Genomic DNA, 20,283 nt, shown 5'->3' with positions numbered 1-20,283 from the left:
GGGCGGGCGTCACCGTCCCAACAGGCGCCAGAAGTACGAGAGTTGCTCGGCCATGTCGATCTCGGGATCGTACTGCCACTGCATCTGCAACCCGTCGATGAGCGCGAAGACCAGCACCGCGAGGCGGTCCGCGTCGATGCCCGCGGGCAGTTCCCCGGCGGACTGGCTCGCCCGGATCGCTTCGGCGCCGCCCGCCCGGACGTCCCGGTAGCGGTCGCGGAAGTAGGCGTGGGCGGGGTGGCCGGGTTCGACGGCTTCGGCGGAGAGCCGTGAGAACAGCTGGACCAGGCCCGGGACTTCGGCGTTGTGCCGCTGGAGCGCGGCGAGCGCCCCTACCAGGTCGGGCGGGAATCCGGCGCCCTCCGGGCCGCTCCCGTCGTCCTCGCCGCCCTCGCCGCCCTCGCCGTTTCCACCGCCCGCGCCGCTCCCGTCGGCCCGGCCGTCCTCACCGTCCCCGTCGGCCCCGCCGCCCGCCCCGGTGGCCGTCCGCAGGTCGACCAGGTCGCGGCGGCGCAGGATCTCGACGAAGAGCTGTTCCTTGCTGCCGAAGTAGTGCAGCAGACCGGTCTGGCTGAGGCCGACGGCCCGGGCCAGTTCGCGCACGGTGGCGCGGCTGTAGCCGACCCGGGCGACGATCTCCAGCGCGGTGTCGAGGATCTCCTCGCGCTTGGCGATGCCCTTCGCGTAGGAGCCACGTGGTCGAGCCATGCGGACGACTCTACGCCACCGTCCGCCACGGGAAGTGACCTGGTCGCGGTGCTTGTGACACGAAAACCGAATGTCGTACTGTTTTTGTGTTCGGCAGGGTGGCCGACCGTCCCCGGCAGTGCCCGGGCCGCCGCCCCGCACCGGTGCGCCCCGCACTCCCCGAGGAGACCCCCGTGACCGCTCTCGGCCCCACCGACCCCGCCGACTCCAACGGCTCCAGCGACCTCGCCGCCGCGTCGGCGGACCTCTCGCTCGCGGAGCGCGCCGCGCTCGGCAGCGGGGCGGGCTTCTGGACCACCAAGGCCGTCGGCCCCGTCCCGGCCCTCACCCTGACCGACGGACCGCACGGCGTACGGCTCCAGGACGACCGGGCCGGGAAGAGCGACCACCTGGGCCTCGCGGCCAGCCGCCCGGCGACCTGCTTCCCGCCCGCCGTCGGCCTCGGCCAGAGCTGGGACGCCGAGCTGGTCGCCGAGGTCGGCCGGGCGCTGGGCACGGAGGGCCGGGCGCTGGGCGTGGACGTGCTGCTGGGCCCGGGCGTGAACATCAAGCGGGACCCGCGCTGCGGCCGCAACTTCGAGTACTACTCGGAGGACCCGCGACTCACCGGCACCCTCGCCACCGCCTGGGTGCGCGGCCTGCAGGGCACCGGTGTCGGCGCCTCGCTCAAGCACTTCGCCGCCAACAACACCGAGCACGACCGGATGCGCTCCAGCTCCGACGTCGCCGCCCGCCCGCTGCGCGAGGTCTACCTGCGGGCGTTCCAGCAGGTCGTCCAGCAGGCGCAGCCGTGGACGGTGATGTGCGCGTACAACCGGATCAACGGCACCTACGCGGCCGAGAACCGCTGGCTGCTCACCGAGGTGCTGCGCGGCGAGTGGGGCTTCGACGGGGCGGTGGTCAGCGACTGGGGCGCCGTCCAGGACCGGGTCGCCTCGGTGGCCGCCGGGCTCGACCTGGAGATGCCCGGCACCGGCGGCACCACCGACGCGCAGGTGGTGGCGGCCGTCGAGGCCGGCGCACTGGACGCCGACGCGGTCGCCTCGGCCGCCGCCCGGACGGTCTCGCTGGCCGCCCGGGCCCGGGCCGGACGCGCCCTGCCGGTCGGCCCGTCCGACCCGGACGCGCACCACGCGCTGGCCCGCCGGGTCGCCGCGCACTGCGTCGTGCTGCTCAAGAACGACCCCGTCGACGGTACGCCCGTGCTGCCGCTCACCGCCGGGCGTCCGCTCGCCGTGCTCGGCGCGTTCGCCACCGAGCCGCGCTACCAGGGCGGCGGCAGCTCGCACGTGAACCCGACCCGGCTGGACGTCCCGCTGGCGGAGATCCGCGCCCTGGCCGGGGCGGCCGAGGTGGTCCACGCGCCGGGCTTCACCACCGACGGCACCGGCGACGCCGCCGCGCTGCGGGCCGAGGCGGTCGCGGTGGCCGCCGCCGCCGACACCGCGGTGCTCTTCCTCGGGCTGGCCGCCCACCAGGAGTCCGAGGGCTTCGACCGCGAGCACATCGAACTCCCGCCCGAGCAGCTGGAGTTGCTGGCCGAGGTGGTCCGCGTCCAGCCGCGCACGGCGGTGGTCCTCAGCCACGGCGGCGTGCTGCGGCTGGCCCCCGTCACCGCCGCCCCCGCCCTGCTGGACGGCGCGCTGCTCGGCCAGGCGGCCGGCGGCGCCCTCGCCGACGTGCTGTTCGGCCGGGTCAACCCGTCCGGCCGGCTCACCGAGACCGTCCCCGTCCGGCTCCAGGACACCCCCGCCTACCTGGACTTCCCCGGCGAGCACGGCCATGTCGCGTACGGCGAGGGCCTGTTCGTCGGCTACCGCTGGTACGACGCCCGGGACATCGCGGTGACCTTCCCGTTCGGGCACGGCCTGTCCTACACCGAATTCGGCTACCACGGGCTGGAGTTGGCCGCCGACGCGGAGGGCATCCGGGCGTCCGTCACGGTCACCAACACCGGCGGGCGGGCCGGGCGCGAGGTCGTCCAGTTCTACGTCGCCAAGCCCGGCTCGGCCGTGGTCCGCCCGCCGCGCGAGCTCAAGGGCCACGCCACCATCACCCTGGAGCCCGGCGCGAGCGGGCGCGTCGAGGTCCTGCTGCCGCGCGCCGACCTGGCGTACTGGGACACCCGGGCCGGGCGCTGGATCGTCGAGGGCGGCGAGTACGAGGTGCTGGCCGCCGCGTCCAGCCGCGACCCGCGAGCCACCGCCCGCGTCGAACTCGCCGGGGACGAGCTGGAGTTGCCGCTGACGCTGGACTCCACGCTCGGCGAGGTGCTAGCCCTGCCCGGCGCGGCCGAGACGCTCGGCGCCCTGCTGCCGCTCCCCCAGGGCGCCGGCGGCGACGGGACCGGCAGCGGGACCGGCGGCCACGGCGGCGGCGACGGCCTGGGCGTCGACCTGGCCCGGATGATGGCCTCCGTCCCCGTCCGCCGCCTGGTCAGCTTCGCCGGCGGTGCGGTCACCACGGCCGACCTGGAACGCCTGCTGGCCCACCTCCAGTCCTGACCTCGGGTCCACCCCTCCGCCCCACCGGCCGCGCGGGCCGGGGCCGGGGGCCGCCCGGCCCCGGCATTCACACACCCGTGCGGAAATGGCGGCAGACGTTCGTCTGCGCGAAAGATCCCTTTGGCTGCCCGCACGCCCGGGTTGGCAACAACGTTGGCATGCGAGTCGCCATCGTCACCGAGTCCTTCCCGCCCGAGGTCAACGGCGTGGCCCACAGCGTGCTGAGGGCTGCCGAGCACCTCGTCCGGCGGGGCCACCAGCCCCTGGTGATCACCCCCGCCCCGGCCCGGGGCGCGCACTGCCCGCCGCAGTCCTTCGGCCCGGACCGGGAGCCGCTGCCGGTGGTGCGCGTCCCGTCCGTGCCGCTGCCCCGCTACCCGCAGGTGCGCATCGCCCTGCCCAGCCGCAGGCTGGCCGCCGCGCTGACCGCCCACCGGCCGGACGTGGTGCACCTGGCCAGCCCGTTCATCCTCGGTGCCCGGGCCGCCCGGCTCACCGAGCGGCTGGACCTGCCGACCGTGGCGGTGTACCAGACCGACCTGGCGGGGTACGCGCAGGCGTACCGGATGGGCCGGGGCGTCGGCTCGGCGATCGCCTGGGCGCGGATCCGCTCCGTGCACCGGGCCGCCGCCCGCACGCTGGCGCCGTCGACCCCGGCCGCGCAGGACCTGACGGCGCACGGGGTGCGCCAGGTCCGGATCTGGGCGCGCGGCGTGGACTCGGCGCGCTTCCACCCGGAGCACCGCGACGAGGCGCTGCACCGGGCGCTGGCCCCCGGCGGCGAGGTGCTGGTGGGGTACGTCGGGCGGCTCGCCCCGGAGAAGCGGGTCGACCTGCTGGCGGAGACGGCCCGGCTGCCCGGCGTGCGGGTGGTGGTGATCGGGGACGGCCCGAGCGCACCGGCGTTGCGGGCCGCGATGCCCGGCGCGGTGTTCCTGGGACGCCGTACGGGGGCCGAACTCGCCCGCTGCTTCGCCTCGCTGGACCTGTTCGTGCACACCGGCCCGCTGGAGACCTTCTGCCAGACCATCCAGGAGGCGATGGCCAGCGGCGTACCGGTGGTCGCCCCGGCGGTCGGCGGCCCGCTCGACCTGGTCGGCCACCGGCGCACCGGGCTGCTGGTCGCCCCGCGCGACGCGGGTGCCGTCGCCCGCGCCGTCGCCGACCTCGCCGCCTCGGCCGAACTGCGCGCCCGGTACGGCGCGGCGGGGCGGGCCGAGGTCACCGACCGGACCTGGGAGGCGGTCGGCGACCAGCTGATCCGGCACTACGAGGAGGTGCTCGCCGCGCACCGCGACCGCGACCGGAACGCCGCACCCGCCGCCGTCCTCGCTCCCGTTCACGCTCCCTCCCCCGTTCCCGCTCCCTCCCCGGTGGCCGCCGTCCCCGTGGCCGAGCCGGCCGCGCAGCCGCTCCTGGGCGGCGTCCCGGCACCCCGCCGCCCCGGCGGTTCCCTCCCCCTCCCCACCTCCCCCGCCTCCGCCTCCGCCTCCGCCACCCCGCTCTCGGTCGAGGAGCAGCCCGCGTGAACCGTGAACCGGCCCGTCCGGACGGCGGGTTGTGCATCGTCCGGGTGGCGAACTTCGTCACCCCGGTCTCGGGCGGACTGCGGACCGCGCTGCGCCACCTCGGGGCCGGGTACCTGGCGGCGGGCCACCGGCCCGTGCTGGTGGTGCCGGGGCCGGTCCGCACCGACGAGTGGACCGCGCAGGGACGGGTGATCACCCTGCCCGGTCCGCGCGTCCCGGGTACCGGCGGCTACCGGGTGCTCTCCGGTAGGAAGCAACTGTCCGCGCTGCTGGAGGAGTTGGCGCCGGACCGACTGGAGGTCTCGGACCGCACCACGCTGCGCTGGACGGGCGGGTGGGCGCGGGCGCACGGGGTGCGCTCGATGATGGTCTCGCACGAGAGCGCCGGCGGGGTGCTCGGTGCGTGGGGGGTGCCGCCCGGCACCGCGCGGCGGCTCGCGGACCGGCTCAACTCCCGTACCGCGCACGGCTATGACACGGTGCTGTGCACCACGGCGTGGGCGGCCGAGGAGTTCGAGCGGATCGGCGCCGGGAACGTCGAGCGGGCGCCACTGGGGGTGGACCTGGAGGTGATGCGGCCCGAGTGCCACGACCCTTCGCTGCGGGCGGAGTTGGCCGATCCGCAGCAGATGCTGCTGGTGATGTGCTCACGGCTGTCGGGCGAGAAGCGGCCCGAGCGGGCGCTGGAGGCGCTGGCCGAGTTGCGCCGCCGGCACCGCGTTCCGGCCGTGCTCGCGGTCGCGGGAACGGGACCGCTGCGCGGCCGGCTGGAACGCCGGGCGGCCGAACTGCGGCTGCCAGTCAGGTTCCTGGGCCACCTCACGGCCCGCTCCGAGGTGGCGGCCCTGCTGGCCACGGCGGACGCGGTGATCGCGCCCGGCCCGGTGGAGACCTTCGGCCTGGCCGCCCTGGAGGCGCTGGCCTGCGGTACCCCCGTCGCGGTCAGCCGGTCCTCCGCCCTGCCCCGGGTGGTCGGCCGGGCCGGACTCGCGGCGGCCGACACGGGGGCCGGATTCGCCCTCGCGCTAAGGGAGTTGCTGGAGCGTCCGGAGGCGGAACGGCGGGCCGCCGCCCGGGCCCGGGCGGAGGAGTTCAGCTGGGGAGCCGCCACCGCCGCCTTCCTCGCCGCCCACCGGGCACCCGCCACCGCCCGGTGCCCCGGCCCGCCACCGGCCCCGTCCCCTTCCGCCAGTACGGCAGGGTGACACGGCCCGTCCCCCACCACCTTCACCCGCACCAGGGTTCAGCCACCTTCCCAACCCCCCGGAGGGACGTGATGACGGTTCGATTCGCTGCGCTCGGCGACTCCCTGACCGAGGGGGTCGGCGATCCGGTACCGGGCGGGTGGCGGGGCTGGGCGGCCCTGCTCGCGCCCGCCCTGTCGCCGGACCCCGTCGAGTTCCGCAACCTGGCCGACAGCGGCGCGCTCAGCCGCGACCTGCTGGTCTCCCAACTGCCCGCGGCGCTCGCCCTGCGCCCCCGGTACGCGGCGGTGCTGGTCGGCGGCAACGACACCCTGCGGTCCTCCTTCGACCTGGAGTCGACGGCCCGCCGGTTCGCCTCCGCCCTCTCCTCGCTGACCGCGGTCGGGGCGCTCCCGCTGACCGCCTGCCTGCCCGACCCGGGGCGGCTGCTGGGGCTGCCCGCCCCGCTGGCCCGGCCGCTGGCCCGGCGGATGCGGGGCGTCAACACGGTGGTGCACGCGCTGTCCGCACACTACGGGGCCGCGCACCTGCACCTCGCGGACCTGCCCTGGACGCGGCAGCGGGAGCTGCTGAGCGTGGACCGGCTGCACCCGAGCGCCGCCGGGCACCAGCTGATCGCCCGGGAGTTCCACGCCCTGCTCGCCGCCGCCGGCCACCCGGTCGGCACGGCGCCCGCCCACCTGCCGGTGACGGCCCCCGGCCCCGGGGCCGACCTGTGGTGGATGGCCACCCGGGGCACCCGCTGGGTGGCGGCCCGCTCGACCGACCTCCTCCCGGGGCTGCTCACCCTGGCCGCCATGGAGACCCGCCACCTCCTGCGCGGCTCGGCCCGCCACCTCGACCACACCGCGGCCCGCACCGCCACCGCGATCACCGCCCGCCTGACCGCCTCCCCGACCCCCGGACCCGCGTCCGTACCCGCACCTTCCCCCTCCCCCTCCCGCTCCCACACGCCGACCGGCACCCCCGCCAACGGCTAGGCCGCCCACCACCCCCTCGCACCAGCCGTTCGAAGGAGGCCGTACGCCCCCGGCGCTCCACCAACTCGCGCCTTCACCCCGTCACTTGACGGCCCTTCCGGTAGGGTCGGGAGTTCATCTGGACCCACGAACATGGCTTGTCATGAGCAACCTCAGTCGCCGCATCTTCCTGCTAGGCGGGCTCACCACCGCGGGTGCCGCCGCACTCCAACTCGGCGCGACGGCCCAGTCGTCGGCCGCCGCCTCCACTCCCTTCCCCTTCACGCTCGGCGTCGCCTCCGGAGAACCGGACGACAGCAGCGTGGTGCTCTGGACCCGGCTGGCTCCCGCGCCGACCAACGCGGACGGCCAGGGCGGCATGCCCAACGCCGACGTCGCCGTCGACTGGCAGGTGTCGGCCGACCAGAACTTCACCAGCCTGATCGGCTCCGGCACGGTCACCGCCCGCTACGCCCAGGCCCACGCGGTGCACGTGCTGGCCGGCGGGCTCGCCCCGGACTCGGAGTACTACTACCGGTTCCGGGCCCAGGGGTTCATCTCCCCGGTGGGCCGGACCCGCACCGCGCCCGCGCCGGGCACGCTCGGGCGGCCCTTCACGATGGCCTTCGCCTCGTGCGCCCACTACGAGAGCGGCTACTACACCGCCTACCGGCGGATGGCCGACGACCGCCCCGACCTGATCCTGCACCTCGGCGACTACATCTACGAGGGCGGCGCCACCACCACCGGCGTCCGCCAGCACCTCGGCAGCGAGATCGTCTCGCTCGCGGACTACCGCCGCCGCTACGCGCTCTACCGCACCGACCCGGACCTGCAGGCCGCGCACGCGATCGCGCCGTGGCTGGTGGTCCCGGACGACCACGAGGTGGAGAACAACTACGCCAACATGGTCCGCGCCGACAGCAGCCCCGTCCTGACGGCCGCCCAGTGGACCGCGCGGCGCACCGCCGCGTACCAGGCGTACTTCGAGAACATGCCGCTGCGGGCCGCCGCGACGCCCTCCGGCAACAGCATCCAGCTCTACCGCCGGGTCCGCTGGGGCACCCTCGCCACGTTCCACATGCTCGACACCCGCCAGTTCCGCGACGACCAGGCCTGCGGCGACGGGACGAAGGTCTGCGCCGACGCCGACCTGGCCGGCCGTTCGATCACCGGCTCGGCCCAGGAGGCGTGGCTGCTCGACGGGCTCGGCCAGCGCCTGAGCACCTGGGACCTGATCGGCCAGCAGGTCTTCTTCGCCCGCAACGTGAACGCGTCCGGCGCGATGAACATGGACGCCTGGGACGGGTACCGGGCCAGCCGGGCCCGCATCCAGCAGGGCATCGTCGACCGGGCCGTGCGCAACCCGGTCGTCCTCACCGGCGACGTGCACGCGTCCTGGGGCAACGACCTCAAGGCCGACTACGCGAACCCGTCGTCGGCGACGATCGGCTCCGAGCTGGTCTGCACCTCCATCACCAGCGGCGGCGACGGCAGCGCCACCACGGCGGTCCCCAACGGGTCGCTCAACCCGCACCTGCGCTTCTACTCCAACCGGCGCGGCTACGTCCGCACCCGCATCGAGCCCGCGCAGATCACCGCCGACTTCCGGTCGGTGGCGGCGGTGACCGAGCACGGCGCGGCGGCGACCACCGCCAAGACCTTCATCATCCACGACGGACAGCCGGGGTTGGCCGATGCGTAAGCTCTCCGTACTCGGTGCGGCCGCCGCCGGTCTCGCCGCGGTCCTCGCCCTGGTCGCCCCGGCCTCGGCGGCCGGGCCCACGTCCTGGGTGACCGTCAACAGCGACGCCACCGGCGACCAGGACTCCTCCTCGATCGCGGCCGACCGCCTCGGCGACGTCGCGGTGGTCTGGGAGGACGACCGCGACACGACCGACCCGGGCGACGACGCGCACAGCGACGTGTGGGTGCGGATGTACCGCGACGGCGCCTCCGCCTACGAGACGAAGCTCTCGACCGGCGGCACGGCGGGCACCGCCTGGCGGCACCTCCAGCCCGACGTGGGCCTCGACGACCGGGGCGACGCCGTCGTCGTGTGGGCGGAGGACCCGGACGGCAACGGGCTCTACAACATCGTCTACCGGGTGCTCTCCCCGACCGGCGCGGTCCTCGGCTCCGGCCGGGTCAACGCGAACGCCGACGGCCAGCAGCTCCACCCGCGCGTCGCGGTCGACCCGGACGGCGCACCGGGCAGCACCACCGCGGTCGCGTTCTCGGTGGTCTGGGAGGACGTCCAGGGCAGCGCGGCGGCGACCGTGAAGGCGGCCGGGTTCACCGGGACCACCACCAAGGCGTACGAGGTGACGGTCAACGCGACCGGCGGCGCGCACCACAACCCCGACGTGGCGACCTCCGCCTCGGGCGACGCCGTCGTCGTCTGGGACGAGGACACCGACGGCAACGGCTACTACCAGATCGGCCTGGTGAAGCTGGCCAAGGCCAACGGGGCCGTCACGCTCAGCCGCCGCAGCGCCAACAGCGTCGCCGACGGGCAGCAGCAACGCCCGGCCGTGGCCGCCGACTTCAACGGCGACTTCGTCGTGGCCTGGGAGTCCGACCACACCGGCACCCGCGGCGTCTGGGCCCGGTCGTTCACCGCGACCGGCACCGCCGGCCCGGCCGAGGTCGAGATCTCCGGCGGCACCGGGGCCGGCAACCCCAGCGTCGGCATCGACGACCAGCGCCACGCCGTGGTCGGCTGGAGCGTCGCCGGCGCCGACCCGGCGGTCCGGGCCCGGGGCCTCAACCCCGACGGCACCTTCACCGGCCGACTGCCCTCCCAGTCCGTCAGCAAGGTCACGACCGGTCGGCAGGAGCAGGCCGCGGTGGCCTCCTCCCCGTTCGGCGCGCTCGCGGTGTCGTACACCGACGACAACGACGGCAACGACTTCGACCAGGTCCTGCTGAGCCTGGGAGCGACCAACGCCGACTGGTGACGCCCGGCCGAGCACGGGCCGCCCCGGACGGACCACCTCCGCCGGGGCGGCCCGGAACCCACCGACCCGCCACCTCCCGCCCCGCCACCTCCCGCCCCGGCGCGGGGCGTCACCGGCCGCCGCGGGTCACCACAGCTCGCCCTCGCGCCAGTCGCAGACCAGGTCGGCGTCGAGGTCCAACTCCCCTTCGCCGCCCAGGAGGTAGATCCAGCCGTCCTCCTCGGCGGTGCGCTGCCGCCCGTGCGGGCCGAGGGCCCAGGTGGGGCCGGGCCAGGGGCGCCAGCCGCGGGCGAGGTAGAACGGGACGCCCTCCTCGCTGGCGCCGAGGGCGCCGATCTCGTGGGCGGCCCGGACGACGCGTTCTGCCTCGTCCATCAACTTTCCTCCGACGCCGCGCCGTTGGCGGCTCCGGCGGACGGCCACGCCTTCCAGGTAGCCGGTCCGCAGGATGCGGTCGCCGTTCATCAGGCGGCGCTGCACCACGGCCGCGTGCCCGATCAACTCGCCGTCCTCCCAGGCGAGTACGTGCAGGCCGCCGAGGCAGTGCGTCCAGTCCTCCTCGGTCATGTCGTCCGCGCCGAAGACCTCGAACAGCAGGGCCCTGGCCGCCCGCTGGGTCTCCGGGTCGAGGTCCGCCGTGTGCACCGTCCGCACCGTCACCGTGTCCGCCGCCATGGTGGCATCCTGGCAGACCGGGCGCGGCCGGCGGGCGACACCACCCGCGCTCCGGCCCCGCCCGTCCGGGCCGTTCACCCGTCCGCGCCGTAGCATCGCCTCGGAACATCCGCCAAGATCCACCGGCCGGGAGCTAAGGCCGGGAACCACCGGCCGGGATCGACCGGGCGGGGTCGCCGGAGGGGCCCGCCGGGGGTCCGCCGAGAACTGGGAGGCACTGCGCATGGACGTCGGTTTCGTCGGTCTGGGGGGAATGGGGCGGGCGATGGCCCGTCGGCTGCTGGCGGACGGGCACGCGGTGCGGGTGTGGAACCGCTCGCCGGAGCCGGTGGCCGAGCTGGTCGCGGACGGGGCCTCAGCCGCCGGGTCGCTCGCCGAGGCGTTCGAGGCGCAGGTGGTGGTGTCCATGCTCGCGGACGACCGGGTGGTCGAAAGCCTGTTGCTGGACCAGGAATTGCTGTCCGGCGCCCGGGCCGTCACGCACGCCAACATGGCCACCGTCTCGCCCGCGCTGGCCCGCCGGGCCGCCGAACTGCACGCCCGGCACGGCCTCGGGTACGTCGCGGCGCCGGTGCTGGGGCGGACGGACGTCGCGGCGGCCGGGAACCTGAACATCCTCGCGGCCGGCCCGTCCGCCGAACTCGACCGGCTGGCACCGCTGTTCGAGGCGATGGGACGCCGCACCTGGCCGCTCGGGGAGGACCCTGCGGCGGCCAACGTCGCGAAGATCGGCGCCAACTTCCTGCTGGTGTCGGCGATCGAGGCGTTCTCGGAGGCCGCCGCGCTCGCCGAGGCCAACGGGCTCGACCCGGCGGCGCTGCTCGACGTGCTCACCAACTCCCTCTTCCCCGGCCCGGTGTACGCCGGCTACGGGTCGATGATCACCCAGCAGACCTTCGAGCCGGCCGGGTTCCGCCTGGCCCTCGGCCTCAAGGACGTGAACCTCGCCCTGGACGCCGGAGCCGCCTCCGAAGTCCCGCTCCCACTGGCCTCGCTGCTGCGCGACTCACTGCTCCAGGCGGTCGCCCACGGCCACGGCGGACAGGATCTCGCCGCACTCTCCACCACCTCCCGCACCCGCGCCGGAATCTGACCGCCCGGCGGCCGGGAAGACCTCCCGGCCGCCCACCCCCTCCACCGCCAGACAGCCGAGCCCCGCCCCGCCACCCCCTTTTCGTCGTATTGACGACAAGGGGCGGTCCCAGTTATCGTCATCTGGACGAGAAGAAAGGACCGCGACTCCCATGGCCGACATCACGCGCCGCTTCGGCTTCCGCCACCTGCGCTCCACCCCCACCAGCCACATCCGCCACCTGCGCGGCGGCCAACTCGCCCACGAGGGCACCGGGCTGGCCTTCTGGTTCCGGCCGCTGACCGCCGCGATATCCGAAGTCCCGGCCGACGACCGCGAGTTGGCGATGATGTTCCACGCCCGCACCTCGGACTTCCAGGACCTCGCGGTGCAGGCCACCGTCACCTACCGGATCAGCGACCCGACCACCGCCGCCACCCGCCTCGACTTCGGCATCGACCCGGACACCGGCAGCTGGCGGGCCGAACCGCTCGCCCAGCTCGGCGCCCTGCTGACCGAGACCGCCCAGCAGCACGCCCTCCAGCTGATCGCCCGGACCCCGCTCGCCGACACCCTGGTCGACGGCGTGACGGCCGTCCGGGAGCGGATCTCCGCCGGCCTGGCCGCCGAACCCCGGCTGGCCGAGATCGGGGTGACGGTGCTCGCGGTGCGCGTCACCGCCGTCCGGCCGGAGGCCGAGATGGAGCGGGCGCTGCGCACCCCGGCCCGCGAGCAGGTCCAGCAGGAGGCCGACCGGGCGACGTACGAGCGGCGCGCCGTCGCGGTCGAGCGGGAGCGCACCATCGCCGAGAACGAACTCGCCAGCCGGATCGAACTGGCCCGCCGCGAGGAGGAGTTGGTCGAGCAGCAGGGCGCCAACGCGCGGCGCGAGGCGGAGCAGAAGGCCGCCGCGGACGCGGTCCGGACGAGCGCGGACGCGGCCCGCCGGACCAGGATGGCGGTCGCGGAGGCCGAGGCGGCCGGCACCCTGGCCGCGCAGCAGGCCGAGGCGGCGCGGACGCTGGGCGAGGCGAAGGCCGCCGCCGAGGCCGCCTGGCTGGCCGCGCACCAGCAGGCCGGCCCCGAGGTCCTCCAGGCGCTCGCGCTGATCCGGCTGGCCGAGCACCTGCCGCGGATCGACAGCATCACCCTGACCCCGGACCTGCTGACCGGCCTGCTCACCCGCCTGTCGGTGCCGGGCGGCGGCGCCGCCCCGGAGGGAACGGAGCGGTGAGCCTCTCCCCGCGCGTGGTGCTGGTCCACCGGCGCACCGAGTACGAGGAGCTGATCGCCCGGCACGGCACCCGCGGCCAGGCCGAGTTCTTCCTCGCCCGGCGCGGCCGCTCGCTGGCCGAGGCCGAGCAGCGGCACCACCGCTCCCGGGGTGCGCTCGCCGAGGTGTCGGCGGCGGTGCCGCTGGACTGGCGGCAGGCCCGGGTGGAGCGCGCCGACCTGGACCGCTTCCTGTTCGGCCCGGAGGACGTGGTCGTGGTGGTCGGCCAGGACGGGCTGGTGGCGAACACCGCCAAGTACCTGGCCGGCCAGCCGGTGATCGGCATCGACGCCGAGCCGGGCCGCAACCCGGGCGTCCTGGTCCGGCACCGCGCCGACCGGGCCGGGGCCCTGCTGCGGGCGGCCGTCCTGCCGGGCGCGGAGCGGCGGCTGGAGCGGCGCACGATGGTGCAGGCGGTCGCGGACGACACCCAGCGGCTGCTCGCGCTGAACGAGGTCTACCTCGGGCAGCCGGGCCACCAGACCGCCCGCTACCGGCTGGCGGCGCCGGGCGGCGAAGCCGAGTCGCAGGCGTCCTCGGGGGTGCTGGTCGGCACCGGCACCGGCGCCACCGGCTGGTGCCGCTCGGCCTGGCTGGAGCGCTCCAGCCGCCTGGACCTGCCCGGGCCGACCGCGCCGCGGCTGTCCTGGTTCGTCCGCGAGGCGTGGCCGTCCCCGGTGACCGGCACCTCCCGCGTCGAGGGCCTGCTGGACGCCGACCAGCAGCTCGCCCTGACCGTCGAGTCGGAACTCCTGGTCGCGTTCGGCGACGGCATCGAGTCGGACGCCCTGCACCTCACCTGGGGCCAGACCGTCCGGGTCGGCCCGGCCGAGCAACGCCTCCACCTGCTCGTCTGACCGCCCCCGCCGCCTCCCGTGTCCGCCTCCCGCGCCCGCGTACCGCCGCGCGACCGGCCCGCTACCGTCCGTCCGCACCCGCCGGCCCGCGACCGTCCGCCCGGCACCCGCCTAGGATGGAACGATGCCGATGGAAGAAGGCCAGGCCATGACCCAGCGATTCGCACTCACGTTCCCCGGGGAGACCGGCGGCCACGCCGAACAGGACGTGGTGGTGGTCGAGGCGACGGGCGGCCGCGGCCCGGGCGGCCACCCGGTGTACGCGGACCCCTCCGGCATCGTGCAGGCCGAGATCAGCGACCAGGGCGAGGTCCGCATGCTGGCCACCGGCGGCCACCAGGACCCGCGCACCCCCCTCCACGCCGAGCCCCTGCCCTAAGTCCGACCGCCCTGGCCCGGACCCGCCCGCCCCGCCCGGCCCCGGCTACCAGCGCGAGTGCACCTGGGCCCGCAGCCGCCGGTCGTACAGGTCGCGGACGGCCTCCAGGGTCCGCGGCGGCAGCGGCGGCAGTGCCATCGCCTCCGCGTTGGACCGGGCCTGCTCGGGGTTGCGGGCACCGGGGATGACGGTGGTGACGCCGGGCTGCTGGACGATCCAGCGCAGCGCGGTCTGCGCGGCGCCGGCGCCGGGCGGGGCGAGCCGGGCGAACTCGTCGGCGGCCTCCACCCCGGTCTCGAAGTCGATGCCGGAGAAGGTCTCGCCCTGGTCGAACGCCGAGCCGTCCCGGTTGTAGGTGCGGTGGTCGTCCGCGCCGAACACGGTGTCCTTGGTGTACTTGCCGGACAGCAGGCCGGAGGCCAGCGGCACCCGGGCGATGATGCCGACGCCCGCCTCCTCGGCGGCGGGCAGCACCTCGTCCAGCGGCTTGAGCCGGAACGGGTTGAGGATGATCTGCACGCTGGCGACACCGGGCCGGGCGATCGCGGTCAGCGCCTCCCGGCAGGTCTCCACGCTGACGCCGTACGCGGCGGTGCGGCCCTCCTCGACCAGGGTGTCGAGCGCGTCGAACACCTCGTCGCTGGAGTAGACGGCGCTGGGCGGGCAGTGCAGCTGCACCAGGTCGAGCCGCTCGACGCCCAGGTTGCGGCGCGAACGGTCGGTCCATTCGCGGAAGTTGGCGAGGTTGTAGTTCTCCGGGAGCTGCGGCAGCCGGCGGCCGAGCTTGGTGGCGACGGTCAGGCCGTCGCCGCCGTCCCCGCTCCGGCGGCTCTTCAGGAAACGGCCGATCAGCTGCTCGCTGCGGCCGTCGCCGTAGACGTCCGCGGTGTCGAAGAACGTCACCCCGGCGTCCGCCGCGGCGCTCAGCACCGCGAGCGCGTCGTCCTCCAGCACCACGCCCCAGTCCGCGCCGAGTTGCCACGTTCCGAGACCGATCACCGAGACCGGACGGCCGGTCCTGCCGAGTACACGCTGTTCCATGCGCCGAGCCTGCCACAACCCCGCGCACCACCGGAACGCCGACACTCCCCGCAACGACGACGGCGACGGCAACGGCAACGGCGACGGGACCGGCCCGAACGACGCGGGCCGCCCCGCTGCCCGGAGGCGTCGGAGCGGCCCGCCCGCGGCGAGGGGGAGGTCAGACGTTGACGCCGTAGTCGAGCGCGATGCCGCGCAGGCCGGAGGCGTAACCCTGGCCGATCGCGCGGAACTTCCACTCGCTGCCGTAGCGGTAGAGCTCGCCGAAGACCATCGCGGTCTCGGTGGACGCGTCCTCGGACAGGTCGTAGCGGGCGACCTCACTGCCGTCGGCCTCGTTGACGATCCGGATGAACGCGTTGCGGACCTGGCCGAAGCTCTGGTGCCGGTTCTCCGCGTCGTAGATCGACACCGGGAAGACCACCTTGGCGACCTGCGGCGGGACGGCCGCCAGGTCGACCTTGACCTGCTCGTCGTCGCCGTCGCCGCCGCCGGTCAGGTTGTCGCCGCTGTGCTCGACCGAGCCCTCGGGGCTGCGCAGGTTGTTGTAGAAGACGAAGTGCTGGTCGCTGAGCACCCGGCCGGCCTCGTTGCACAGCAGCGCGCTGGCGTCCAGGTCGAAGTCGGCGCCCGTGGTGGCCCGGACGTCCCAGCCCAGGCCGACGATGACGTTGGTGAGCCCCGGGGCCTCCTTCGTCAGCGAGACGTTTCCGCCCTTGGCGAGCGAGACTCCCATGTGTGCCCTCCTGTGGTTTCCCCGTACCGGGCCCGGCAGTTCGGCCGGTTCGGCGCGGCGGCCGTCGCCGGGCCCCTCGATCGGGCCCGGGCCCGAGTTGAATCTACAGCACTGTAGATCGGTACGGAATCCGCCTCCGCCCGACGCCCCCGCCCGTTCCCCTTCCCCCGGGGCGGCCGCTTCACCCCGGCGCGCCGGGCCCGCTTCCGCCGCGCGTCCGGCGCACCGGGCATACCCTGGCCGAGGAGGTTCCACGATGAGCGACGACACGACGATCCCCGGCATCGACCCCAGCGCTCTGCCGAGCGGCGACGGCTGCGCGGAGTGCCTGGCCGGCAACGGCCAGGGCTGGTGGTTCCACCTGCGCAGGTGCGCCGCCTGCGGGCACATCGGGTGCTGCGACTCCTCCCCGTCCCAGCACGCCAGCGCGCACGCCAGGTCGGCCGACCACCCGTTCCTCACCAGTTTCGAGCCCGGCGAGGACTGGTTCTGGAACACCGAGACCGAGCAGTTCTACGAGGGCCCGCCCCTGGCCGGCCCCTCCGCCCACCCGGTCACCCAGCCCGCCCCCGGCCCGGCCGGCCGCGTCCCGATCGACTGGCAGCAGCGCCTGCGCTGACCCCCGCCGCCCGGCCGCCCCACCCGGTACGGTCGTTGCCGAACGGCGCGCGGACGGCCCCGGCCGGCCGCGCGGTCGGCAGCGGAGCGATCGGGGCGGTGGAGCGTGGACGAGCGGCAGCAGGGGACGCGACGGGAGACGGTGGCGCCGCGGGGGACGGCGGCCCGGGGCGAGCCGGGGGCTCAGTGGGAGACGGTGCGGCGGCTGGCCGACTGGCTGGCCGAGGGCAGCACCCAACCCCCGGAGATGCAGCGGGTGTTGCAGTGCCTCAAGCTCGGCGAGGAGGCCGGTGAGGTGGCCGAGGCGGTGATCGGCGCCCTCGGCCAGAACCCGCGCAAGGGCTTCTCGCACACCTGGGACGACGTCGCGGACGAGCTGTGCGACGTGATGATCACCGCCATGGTCGCCCTGGTCCGGGTCCACCCGGACCCGCCCGCCGCGTTCGAGGCGCACCTCGCCAAGGTCGCCCGCCGGGTCCTGCCGGAGCTCCCGGAGCCGCCCGGCCGGTGACCCCGCGGCCGGCCCCGCAGCGGGCGGGCCCCGGGTTCAGTGCCGGGGTTCAGTGCCGGCCGCCGACCGCGAACAGCAGGATCACGAATCCGGCGAACAGGTGGGTGCCGGCGATGTAGATCAGCGCCCGGACCAGCATCTGCCGGCGTCGCGAGGTCTCCTCGCGCACCGCGGCACCGCCCGCCGCCGCCTTCCCGCCCACGGGGTCGCCGCCCACGACCGTCCTCCTGTCCGCGCCGTCCGGCCCGGCTTCGACCGCCCGGACCCCTTGCAGGGTACCGGCCTGGGCCCCGTGGCGGAGATCACGCTCCGCCACGGGGCACCTACGGTGGCGTAGGTCACTTCACAAGGTGAAGCATCTCCTGCATGGCCGACTACCAGGAGATCCTTGACCTCAGTTCCTACGCGGCCCTCGGTGACAGCTTCACCGAGGGCCTCAACGATCCCGGCCCCGACGGCCAGTTCGCCGGCTGGGCCGACCGCCTGGCCGGGATGCTGGCCGCCCGCCGGACCGAACCCGGCTTCCGGTACGCCAACTTGGCCGTCCGGGGCCGGCTGCTGGACCAGGTCGTCGCCGAACAGGTCCCGAAGGTCCGCCTGCTCCGGCCCGACCTGGTGACCCTGTGCGCGGGCGGCAACGACATCCTGCGCCCGGGCAGCGACCCGGACCTGATCGCCGAGCACTTCGAGGCGGCCGTCCTGGAGCTGCGCGAGAACGCCGGAACCGTCCTGATCTGCACCGGCTTCGACACCCGCAACGTCCCGGTGCTGCGCCACCTGCGCGGCAAGATCGCTACCTACAACGCGCACCTGCGGGCGATCGCCGACCGCAACGGCCTCGCGGTCGCCGACCTGTGGTCGCTGCGGGCGGTGCACGACCGGCGGGCCTGGTCCGAGGACCGGCTGCACCTCTCGCCGGAGGGCCACCAGCGGGTGGCCCTGCTGGCGGCGCGGGCGCTCGGCCTGCCGGTGGACGCGGACCCGGAGGCCGCCTGGCCGCCCGCGCCCGCCCTCACGGCCGCCGACCAGCGCCGGGAGAACCTGCAGTGGGCCCGCACCTTCCTGCTGCCGTGGGTGGGCCGCCGCCTGCGCGGCGAGTCCTCCGGCGACCACGTGGAGGCCAAGCGCCCGGAGCTGCTCCCGCTCTGAGCCCGCCCGCGGCCCGGTCGGCCGGGGCCGCGCCGCACCCTGGCCGGGACAGCGCCGGGACGGCACTGCGGGCCGCCTCCACCCCCATGTGGACGCGGCCCGCAGACCCCGGGTGAGACCCCTGCCCCGCCTTATTCGACGACCAGCTCCACCGGAATGTTCCCCGCGGTGGCCCTGGAGTACGGGCAGACCTGGTGGGCCTGCTTGACCAGCAGCTCGCCGGTCTCGCCGGCCAGCGACTCCGGCAGCTCGACCCGCAGGACGACGGAGAGGCCGAAGCCGGCGTCGTCCTTGCCGATGGTGACCTCGGCGGTCACCGACACGTCCGAGACGTCCACCTTCTGCTGCCGCGAGACCACGCCGAGCGCGCTGGCGAAGCAGGCCGCGTAGCCCGCGGCGAACAGCTGCTCGGGGTTGGTGCCCTCGCCGTCACCGCCGAGCGCGGGCGGCGGGGAGAGCTTGAGGTCGAGCCGGCCGTCCGAGCTGACGGCGCGGCCCTCACGGCCGTTCGCGGTGGCGGCTGCGGTGTAGAGCGCGTTCATGGCGACTGTCCCCTTCGTCTTCGTCCTGCTGCTGCGTACTGCTGCGTATTGCTGGTTCGTGCTGCCGTTCCGTCTTCCGGCCCGTCCTGCTGTCCACAACTACAGCACACAATTCAATTGCGCACAACTGAATCGACCGCTTGCTACCCTGGAGCCATGACCAGGCACGGCGAGACCTCCCCCCTCCCCCGCGGCGAGGAGACGGACCTGCTCCTGCTCGACCAGCAGATCTGCTTCTCGCTGAACGCCGCCTCCCGCGCGTTCGGCGGCGTCTACCGCACCGCGCTCAAGGACCTCGGGCTCACCTACCCGCAGTACCTTGTGATGCTGGTGCTCTGGGAGCACGGGTCGCTGCCGGTCAAGCAGCTCGGCGAGCGTCTGCGCCTGGACTCCGGCACCCTCTCCCCGCTGCTCAAGCGCCTGGAGGCGGCCGGCCTGGTGGCCCGCGAGCGCAGCCCCGAGGACGAGCGCTCGGTGATCGTCACGCCCACCCCGGCCGGGCTCGCCCTGCGCGAGGGCGCGCTGGCCGTGCCGCGCCGCATCCTGGCCGCCGCCGGACTCCCCCTCGACGAGCTGCGCAGCCTGCGCGAACTGCTCACCCGCGTCACCGCCAACCTGGACGCCGCCCAGGACTGACGCCGCTCACGCCCCCGGGGTCCGCGCGCCGCTACGACTCGTAGCGCTCGACCTCGTCGGCGCTGCGCACGCTCGCCCCGTCGGGGTCCTCGCCTACGTCGACCCGGGCACGGCGCTGGCGGAGCAGGTCCCAGCACTGGTCGAGCTGTTCCTCGATGTCCTTGAGCTCGCGGTGCTCGGTGGACTGGTCGATCCGGCCCGCGGCGAGGGCCGCGCGCAGGCCGCGCTCGGCCTCGACCATCTCGCTGATCCGCTCCAGGATGCGGCGGTCGGTGCCGCCTTCGGTGCGCTGCTGGTCCATCGGTGGGCCTCCTCGCGGTCGTCTGCCACCCACTCTAGGAAGGGGCGGGGGCTGCCGCGAGCCGGGCGGCGCGGGCGTGTTGCCCCGATCGAGGGAGCGCAATTGACACGGCGTCAGGCGGGCGACAGGATCACTTGTTGAAAACGACTTCCACTACCACCAGACCGGAAGGTCCGATCCGCCATGTCGCTGGACGTCTCCCCCTCCCTCCTCGCCCTGGCCGAGCGCGACGAGGTCGCCGACGCCGACTTCCTCGCCACCGTCCGCACCTCGCTGCCCTACGCCTACCGGCTGGTCAACGACCTGACGGCCGAACTCGCCACCAGTGGGGCCGAGTTCGCCGACAACACGGTGGCCCCGAGCGAGGCCGAGCGGGCCCAGCTGCTGCGCGCGCTGGCCAGCGACTCGATCCGCGGCGCGCTGGAGCGGCACTTCGCGGTGAAGCTGGCCTTCCAGAACTGCCACCGCCTCGCGGCCTTCCACCCGCACGCCGAACACACCGACGCCTACCGGGAGTTCACCTCGCCCCGGGCCCAGCTGCTGAACCAGTCGCCGGAGCTGCGCGACTGCTGAGCCCGTACCCGCCAGCCGCCGACGGCCGGCGGGTAGGGCCGGCGGAACGGCGAGC

General features: G+C 75.1%; 22 protein-coding genes. 15 read left to right on the top strand and 7 right to left on the bottom strand.

What is annotated here, in order from left to right; genetic code table 11:
* Window positions 1-9: 9 nt before the first annotated feature.
* Entirely contained in the window at window positions 10-708 is a 699-nt protein-coding gene (locus K353_RS03945) for a TetR/AcrR family transcriptional regulator (protein ID WP_199527973.1), read from the bottom strand.
* Window positions 709-881: 173 nt separating this feature from the next.
* Here K353_RS03945 and K353_RS03940 point away from each other — a divergent pair, with 173 nt between their 5' ends.
* From K353_RS03940 to K353_RS03915, 6 genes are all read left to right on the top strand, one after another.
* Window positions 882-3,212, top strand: coding sequence for a glycoside hydrolase family 3 N-terminal domain-containing protein (locus K353_RS03940; protein ID WP_111552130.1), 2,331 nt, complete (start codon window positions 882-884; stop codon window positions 3,210-3,212).
* Between the two features lie 158 nt (window positions 3,213-3,370).
* Window positions 3,371-4,741, top strand: coding sequence for a glycosyltransferase family 1 protein (locus K353_RS03935; RefSeq protein ID WP_111552129.1), 1,371 nt, complete (start codon window positions 3,371-3,373; stop codon window positions 4,739-4,741).
* The gene (locus tag K353_RS03930) at window positions 4,738-5,946 is read left to right on the top strand and encodes a glycosyltransferase (RefSeq protein WP_233533345.1); all 1,209 of its coding nucleotides are present in this window, start codon (window positions 4,738-4,740) and stop codon (window positions 5,944-5,946) included. Before K353_RS03935 ends, K353_RS03930 begins: the two co-directional genes overlap by 4 nt.
* Before the next feature lie 71 nt (window positions 5,947-6,017).
* Window positions 6,018-6,926: an SGNH/GDSL hydrolase family protein gene (locus K353_RS03925; protein ID WP_111552128.1), complete on the top strand. Its 909-nt coding sequence runs from the start codon at window positions 6,018-6,020 to the stop codon at window positions 6,924-6,926.
* Window positions 6,927-7,068: 142 nt separating this feature from the next.
* Window positions 7,069-8,610 (top strand): alkaline phosphatase, encoded by a 1,542-nt coding sequence (locus K353_RS03920; protein WP_111552127.1) that lies wholly within the window; start codon window positions 7,069-7,071, stop codon window positions 8,608-8,610.
* Window positions 8,603-9,865: a hypothetical protein gene (locus K353_RS03915; RefSeq protein WP_111552126.1), complete on the top strand. Its 1,263-nt coding sequence runs from the start codon at window positions 8,603-8,605 to the stop codon at window positions 9,863-9,865. The genes K353_RS03920 and K353_RS03915 overlap by 8 nt, the downstream gene beginning before the upstream one ends.
* Window positions 9,866-9,991: 126 nt before the next feature.
* On the opposite strand, the gene K353_RS03910 is transcribed toward K353_RS03915, so the two are convergent.
* Window positions 9,992-10,540 (bottom strand): GNAT family N-acetyltransferase, encoded by a 549-nt coding sequence (locus tag K353_RS03910; protein WP_111552125.1) that lies wholly within the window; start codon window positions 10,538-10,540, stop codon window positions 9,992-9,994.
* Between the two features lie 223 nt (window positions 10,541-10,763).
* Here K353_RS03910 and K353_RS03905 point away from each other — a divergent pair, with 223 nt between their 5' ends.
* The 4 genes from K353_RS03905 to K353_RS03890 all read left to right on the top strand — a co-directional run bounded on the left by K353_RS03905 (window position 10,764) and on the right by K353_RS03890 (window position 14,121).
* Complete coding sequence (locus K353_RS03905; RefSeq protein WP_111552124.1) at window positions 10,764-11,633, top strand: NAD(P)-dependent oxidoreductase; 870 nt, start codon at window positions 10,764-10,766, stop codon at window positions 11,631-11,633.
* Between the two features lie 151 nt (window positions 11,634-11,784).
* Window positions 11,785-12,846 (top strand): SPFH domain-containing protein, encoded by a 1,062-nt coding sequence (locus K353_RS03900; RefSeq protein ID WP_111552123.1) that lies wholly within the window; start codon window positions 11,785-11,787, stop codon window positions 12,844-12,846.
* Complete coding sequence (locus K353_RS03895) at window positions 12,843-13,742, top strand: NAD(+)/NADH kinase (protein WP_111552122.1); 900 nt, start codon at window positions 12,843-12,845, stop codon at window positions 13,740-13,742. Before K353_RS03900 ends, K353_RS03895 begins: the two co-directional genes overlap by 4 nt.
* A gap of 148 nt (window positions 13,743-13,890) precedes the next feature.
* On the top strand, window positions 13,891-14,121 hold the full coding sequence (locus K353_RS03890; protein ID WP_100839210.1) for a DUF6296 family protein: 231 nt from the start codon (window positions 13,891-13,893) through the stop codon (window positions 14,119-14,121).
* Between the two features lie 45 nt (window positions 14,122-14,166).
* Here K353_RS03890 and K353_RS03885 read toward each other — a convergent pair whose 3' ends face one another.
* Window positions 14,167-15,162: an aldo/keto reductase gene (locus K353_RS03885; protein ID WP_111552121.1), complete on the bottom strand. Its 996-nt coding sequence runs from the start codon at window positions 15,160-15,162 to the stop codon at window positions 14,167-14,169.
* Between the two features lie 160 nt (window positions 15,163-15,322).
* A complete protein-coding gene (locus K353_RS03880) occupies window positions 15,323-15,898 on the bottom strand; it encodes a TerD family protein (RefSeq protein ID WP_100839212.1) in 576 nt (191 codons plus the stop codon).
* Between the two features lie 256 nt (window positions 15,899-16,154).
* Between K353_RS03880 and K353_RS03875 the strand changes: the two genes are divergently transcribed.
* On the top strand, window positions 16,155-16,517 hold the full coding sequence (locus K353_RS03875) for a UBP-type zinc finger domain-containing protein (protein WP_111552120.1): 363 nt from the start codon (window positions 16,155-16,157) through the stop codon (window positions 16,515-16,517).
* A gap of 105 nt (window positions 16,518-16,622) precedes the next feature.
* Window positions 16,623-17,027: a MazG-like family protein gene (locus K353_RS03870; RefSeq protein ID WP_370447553.1), complete on the top strand. Its 405-nt coding sequence runs from the start codon at window positions 16,623-16,625 to the stop codon at window positions 17,025-17,027.
* Window positions 17,028-17,076: 49 nt separating this feature from the next.
* Here K353_RS03870 and K353_RS34185 read toward each other — a convergent pair whose 3' ends face one another.
* Entirely contained in the window at window positions 17,077-17,244 is a 168-nt protein-coding gene (locus K353_RS34185) for a DUF6126 family protein (protein ID WP_158585323.1), read from the bottom strand.
* A 149-nt stretch (window positions 17,245-17,393) separates the two neighbouring features.
* Here K353_RS34185 and K353_RS03865 point away from each other — a divergent pair, with 149 nt between their 5' ends.
* Window positions 17,394-18,176 carry an SGNH/GDSL hydrolase family protein gene (locus K353_RS03865; protein ID WP_111552118.1) on the top strand — a complete coding sequence of 261 codons (783 nt, stop codon included), beginning with the start codon at window positions 17,394-17,396 and terminating at the stop codon, window positions 18,174-18,176.
* Between the two features lie 131 nt (window positions 18,177-18,307).
* Here the strand turns inward: K353_RS03865 and K353_RS03860 are convergent, their stop codons facing one another.
* Window positions 18,308-18,718: an organic hydroperoxide resistance protein gene (locus K353_RS03860; protein ID WP_111552117.1), complete on the bottom strand. Its 411-nt coding sequence runs from the start codon at window positions 18,716-18,718 to the stop codon at window positions 18,308-18,310.
* Window positions 18,719-18,874: 156 nt separating this feature from the next.
* Between K353_RS03860 and K353_RS03855 the strand changes: the two genes are divergently transcribed.
* Window positions 18,875-19,354, top strand: coding sequence for a MarR family winged helix-turn-helix transcriptional regulator (locus tag K353_RS03855; protein ID WP_111552116.1), 480 nt, complete (start codon window positions 18,875-18,877; stop codon window positions 19,352-19,354).
* 31 nt (window positions 19,355-19,385) lie between these two features.
* Here K353_RS03855 and K353_RS03850 read toward each other — a convergent pair whose 3' ends face one another.
* Window positions 19,386-19,655, bottom strand: a complete 270-nt coding sequence (locus K353_RS03850) for a DUF2630 family protein (RefSeq protein WP_111552115.1) — start codon at window positions 19,653-19,655, stop codon at window positions 19,386-19,388.
* 183 nt (window positions 19,656-19,838) lie between these two features.
* On the opposite strand from K353_RS03850, the gene K353_RS03845 reads away from it, so the two are divergent.
* A complete protein-coding gene (locus K353_RS03845; protein ID WP_111552114.1) occupies window positions 19,839-20,228 on the top strand; it encodes an SCO5389 family protein in 390 nt (129 codons plus the stop codon).
* The last annotated feature ends 55 nt before the right edge of the window (window positions 20,229-20,283 follow it).

The organism is Kitasatospora sp. SolWspMP-SS2h (assembly GCF_003259315.1).
Taxonomy (GTDB): Bacteria; Actinomycetota; Actinomycetes; order Streptomycetales; family Streptomycetaceae; genus Kitasatospora; species Kitasatospora fiedleri.
This window is presented reverse-complemented; position numbering and strand designations above follow the sequence as displayed.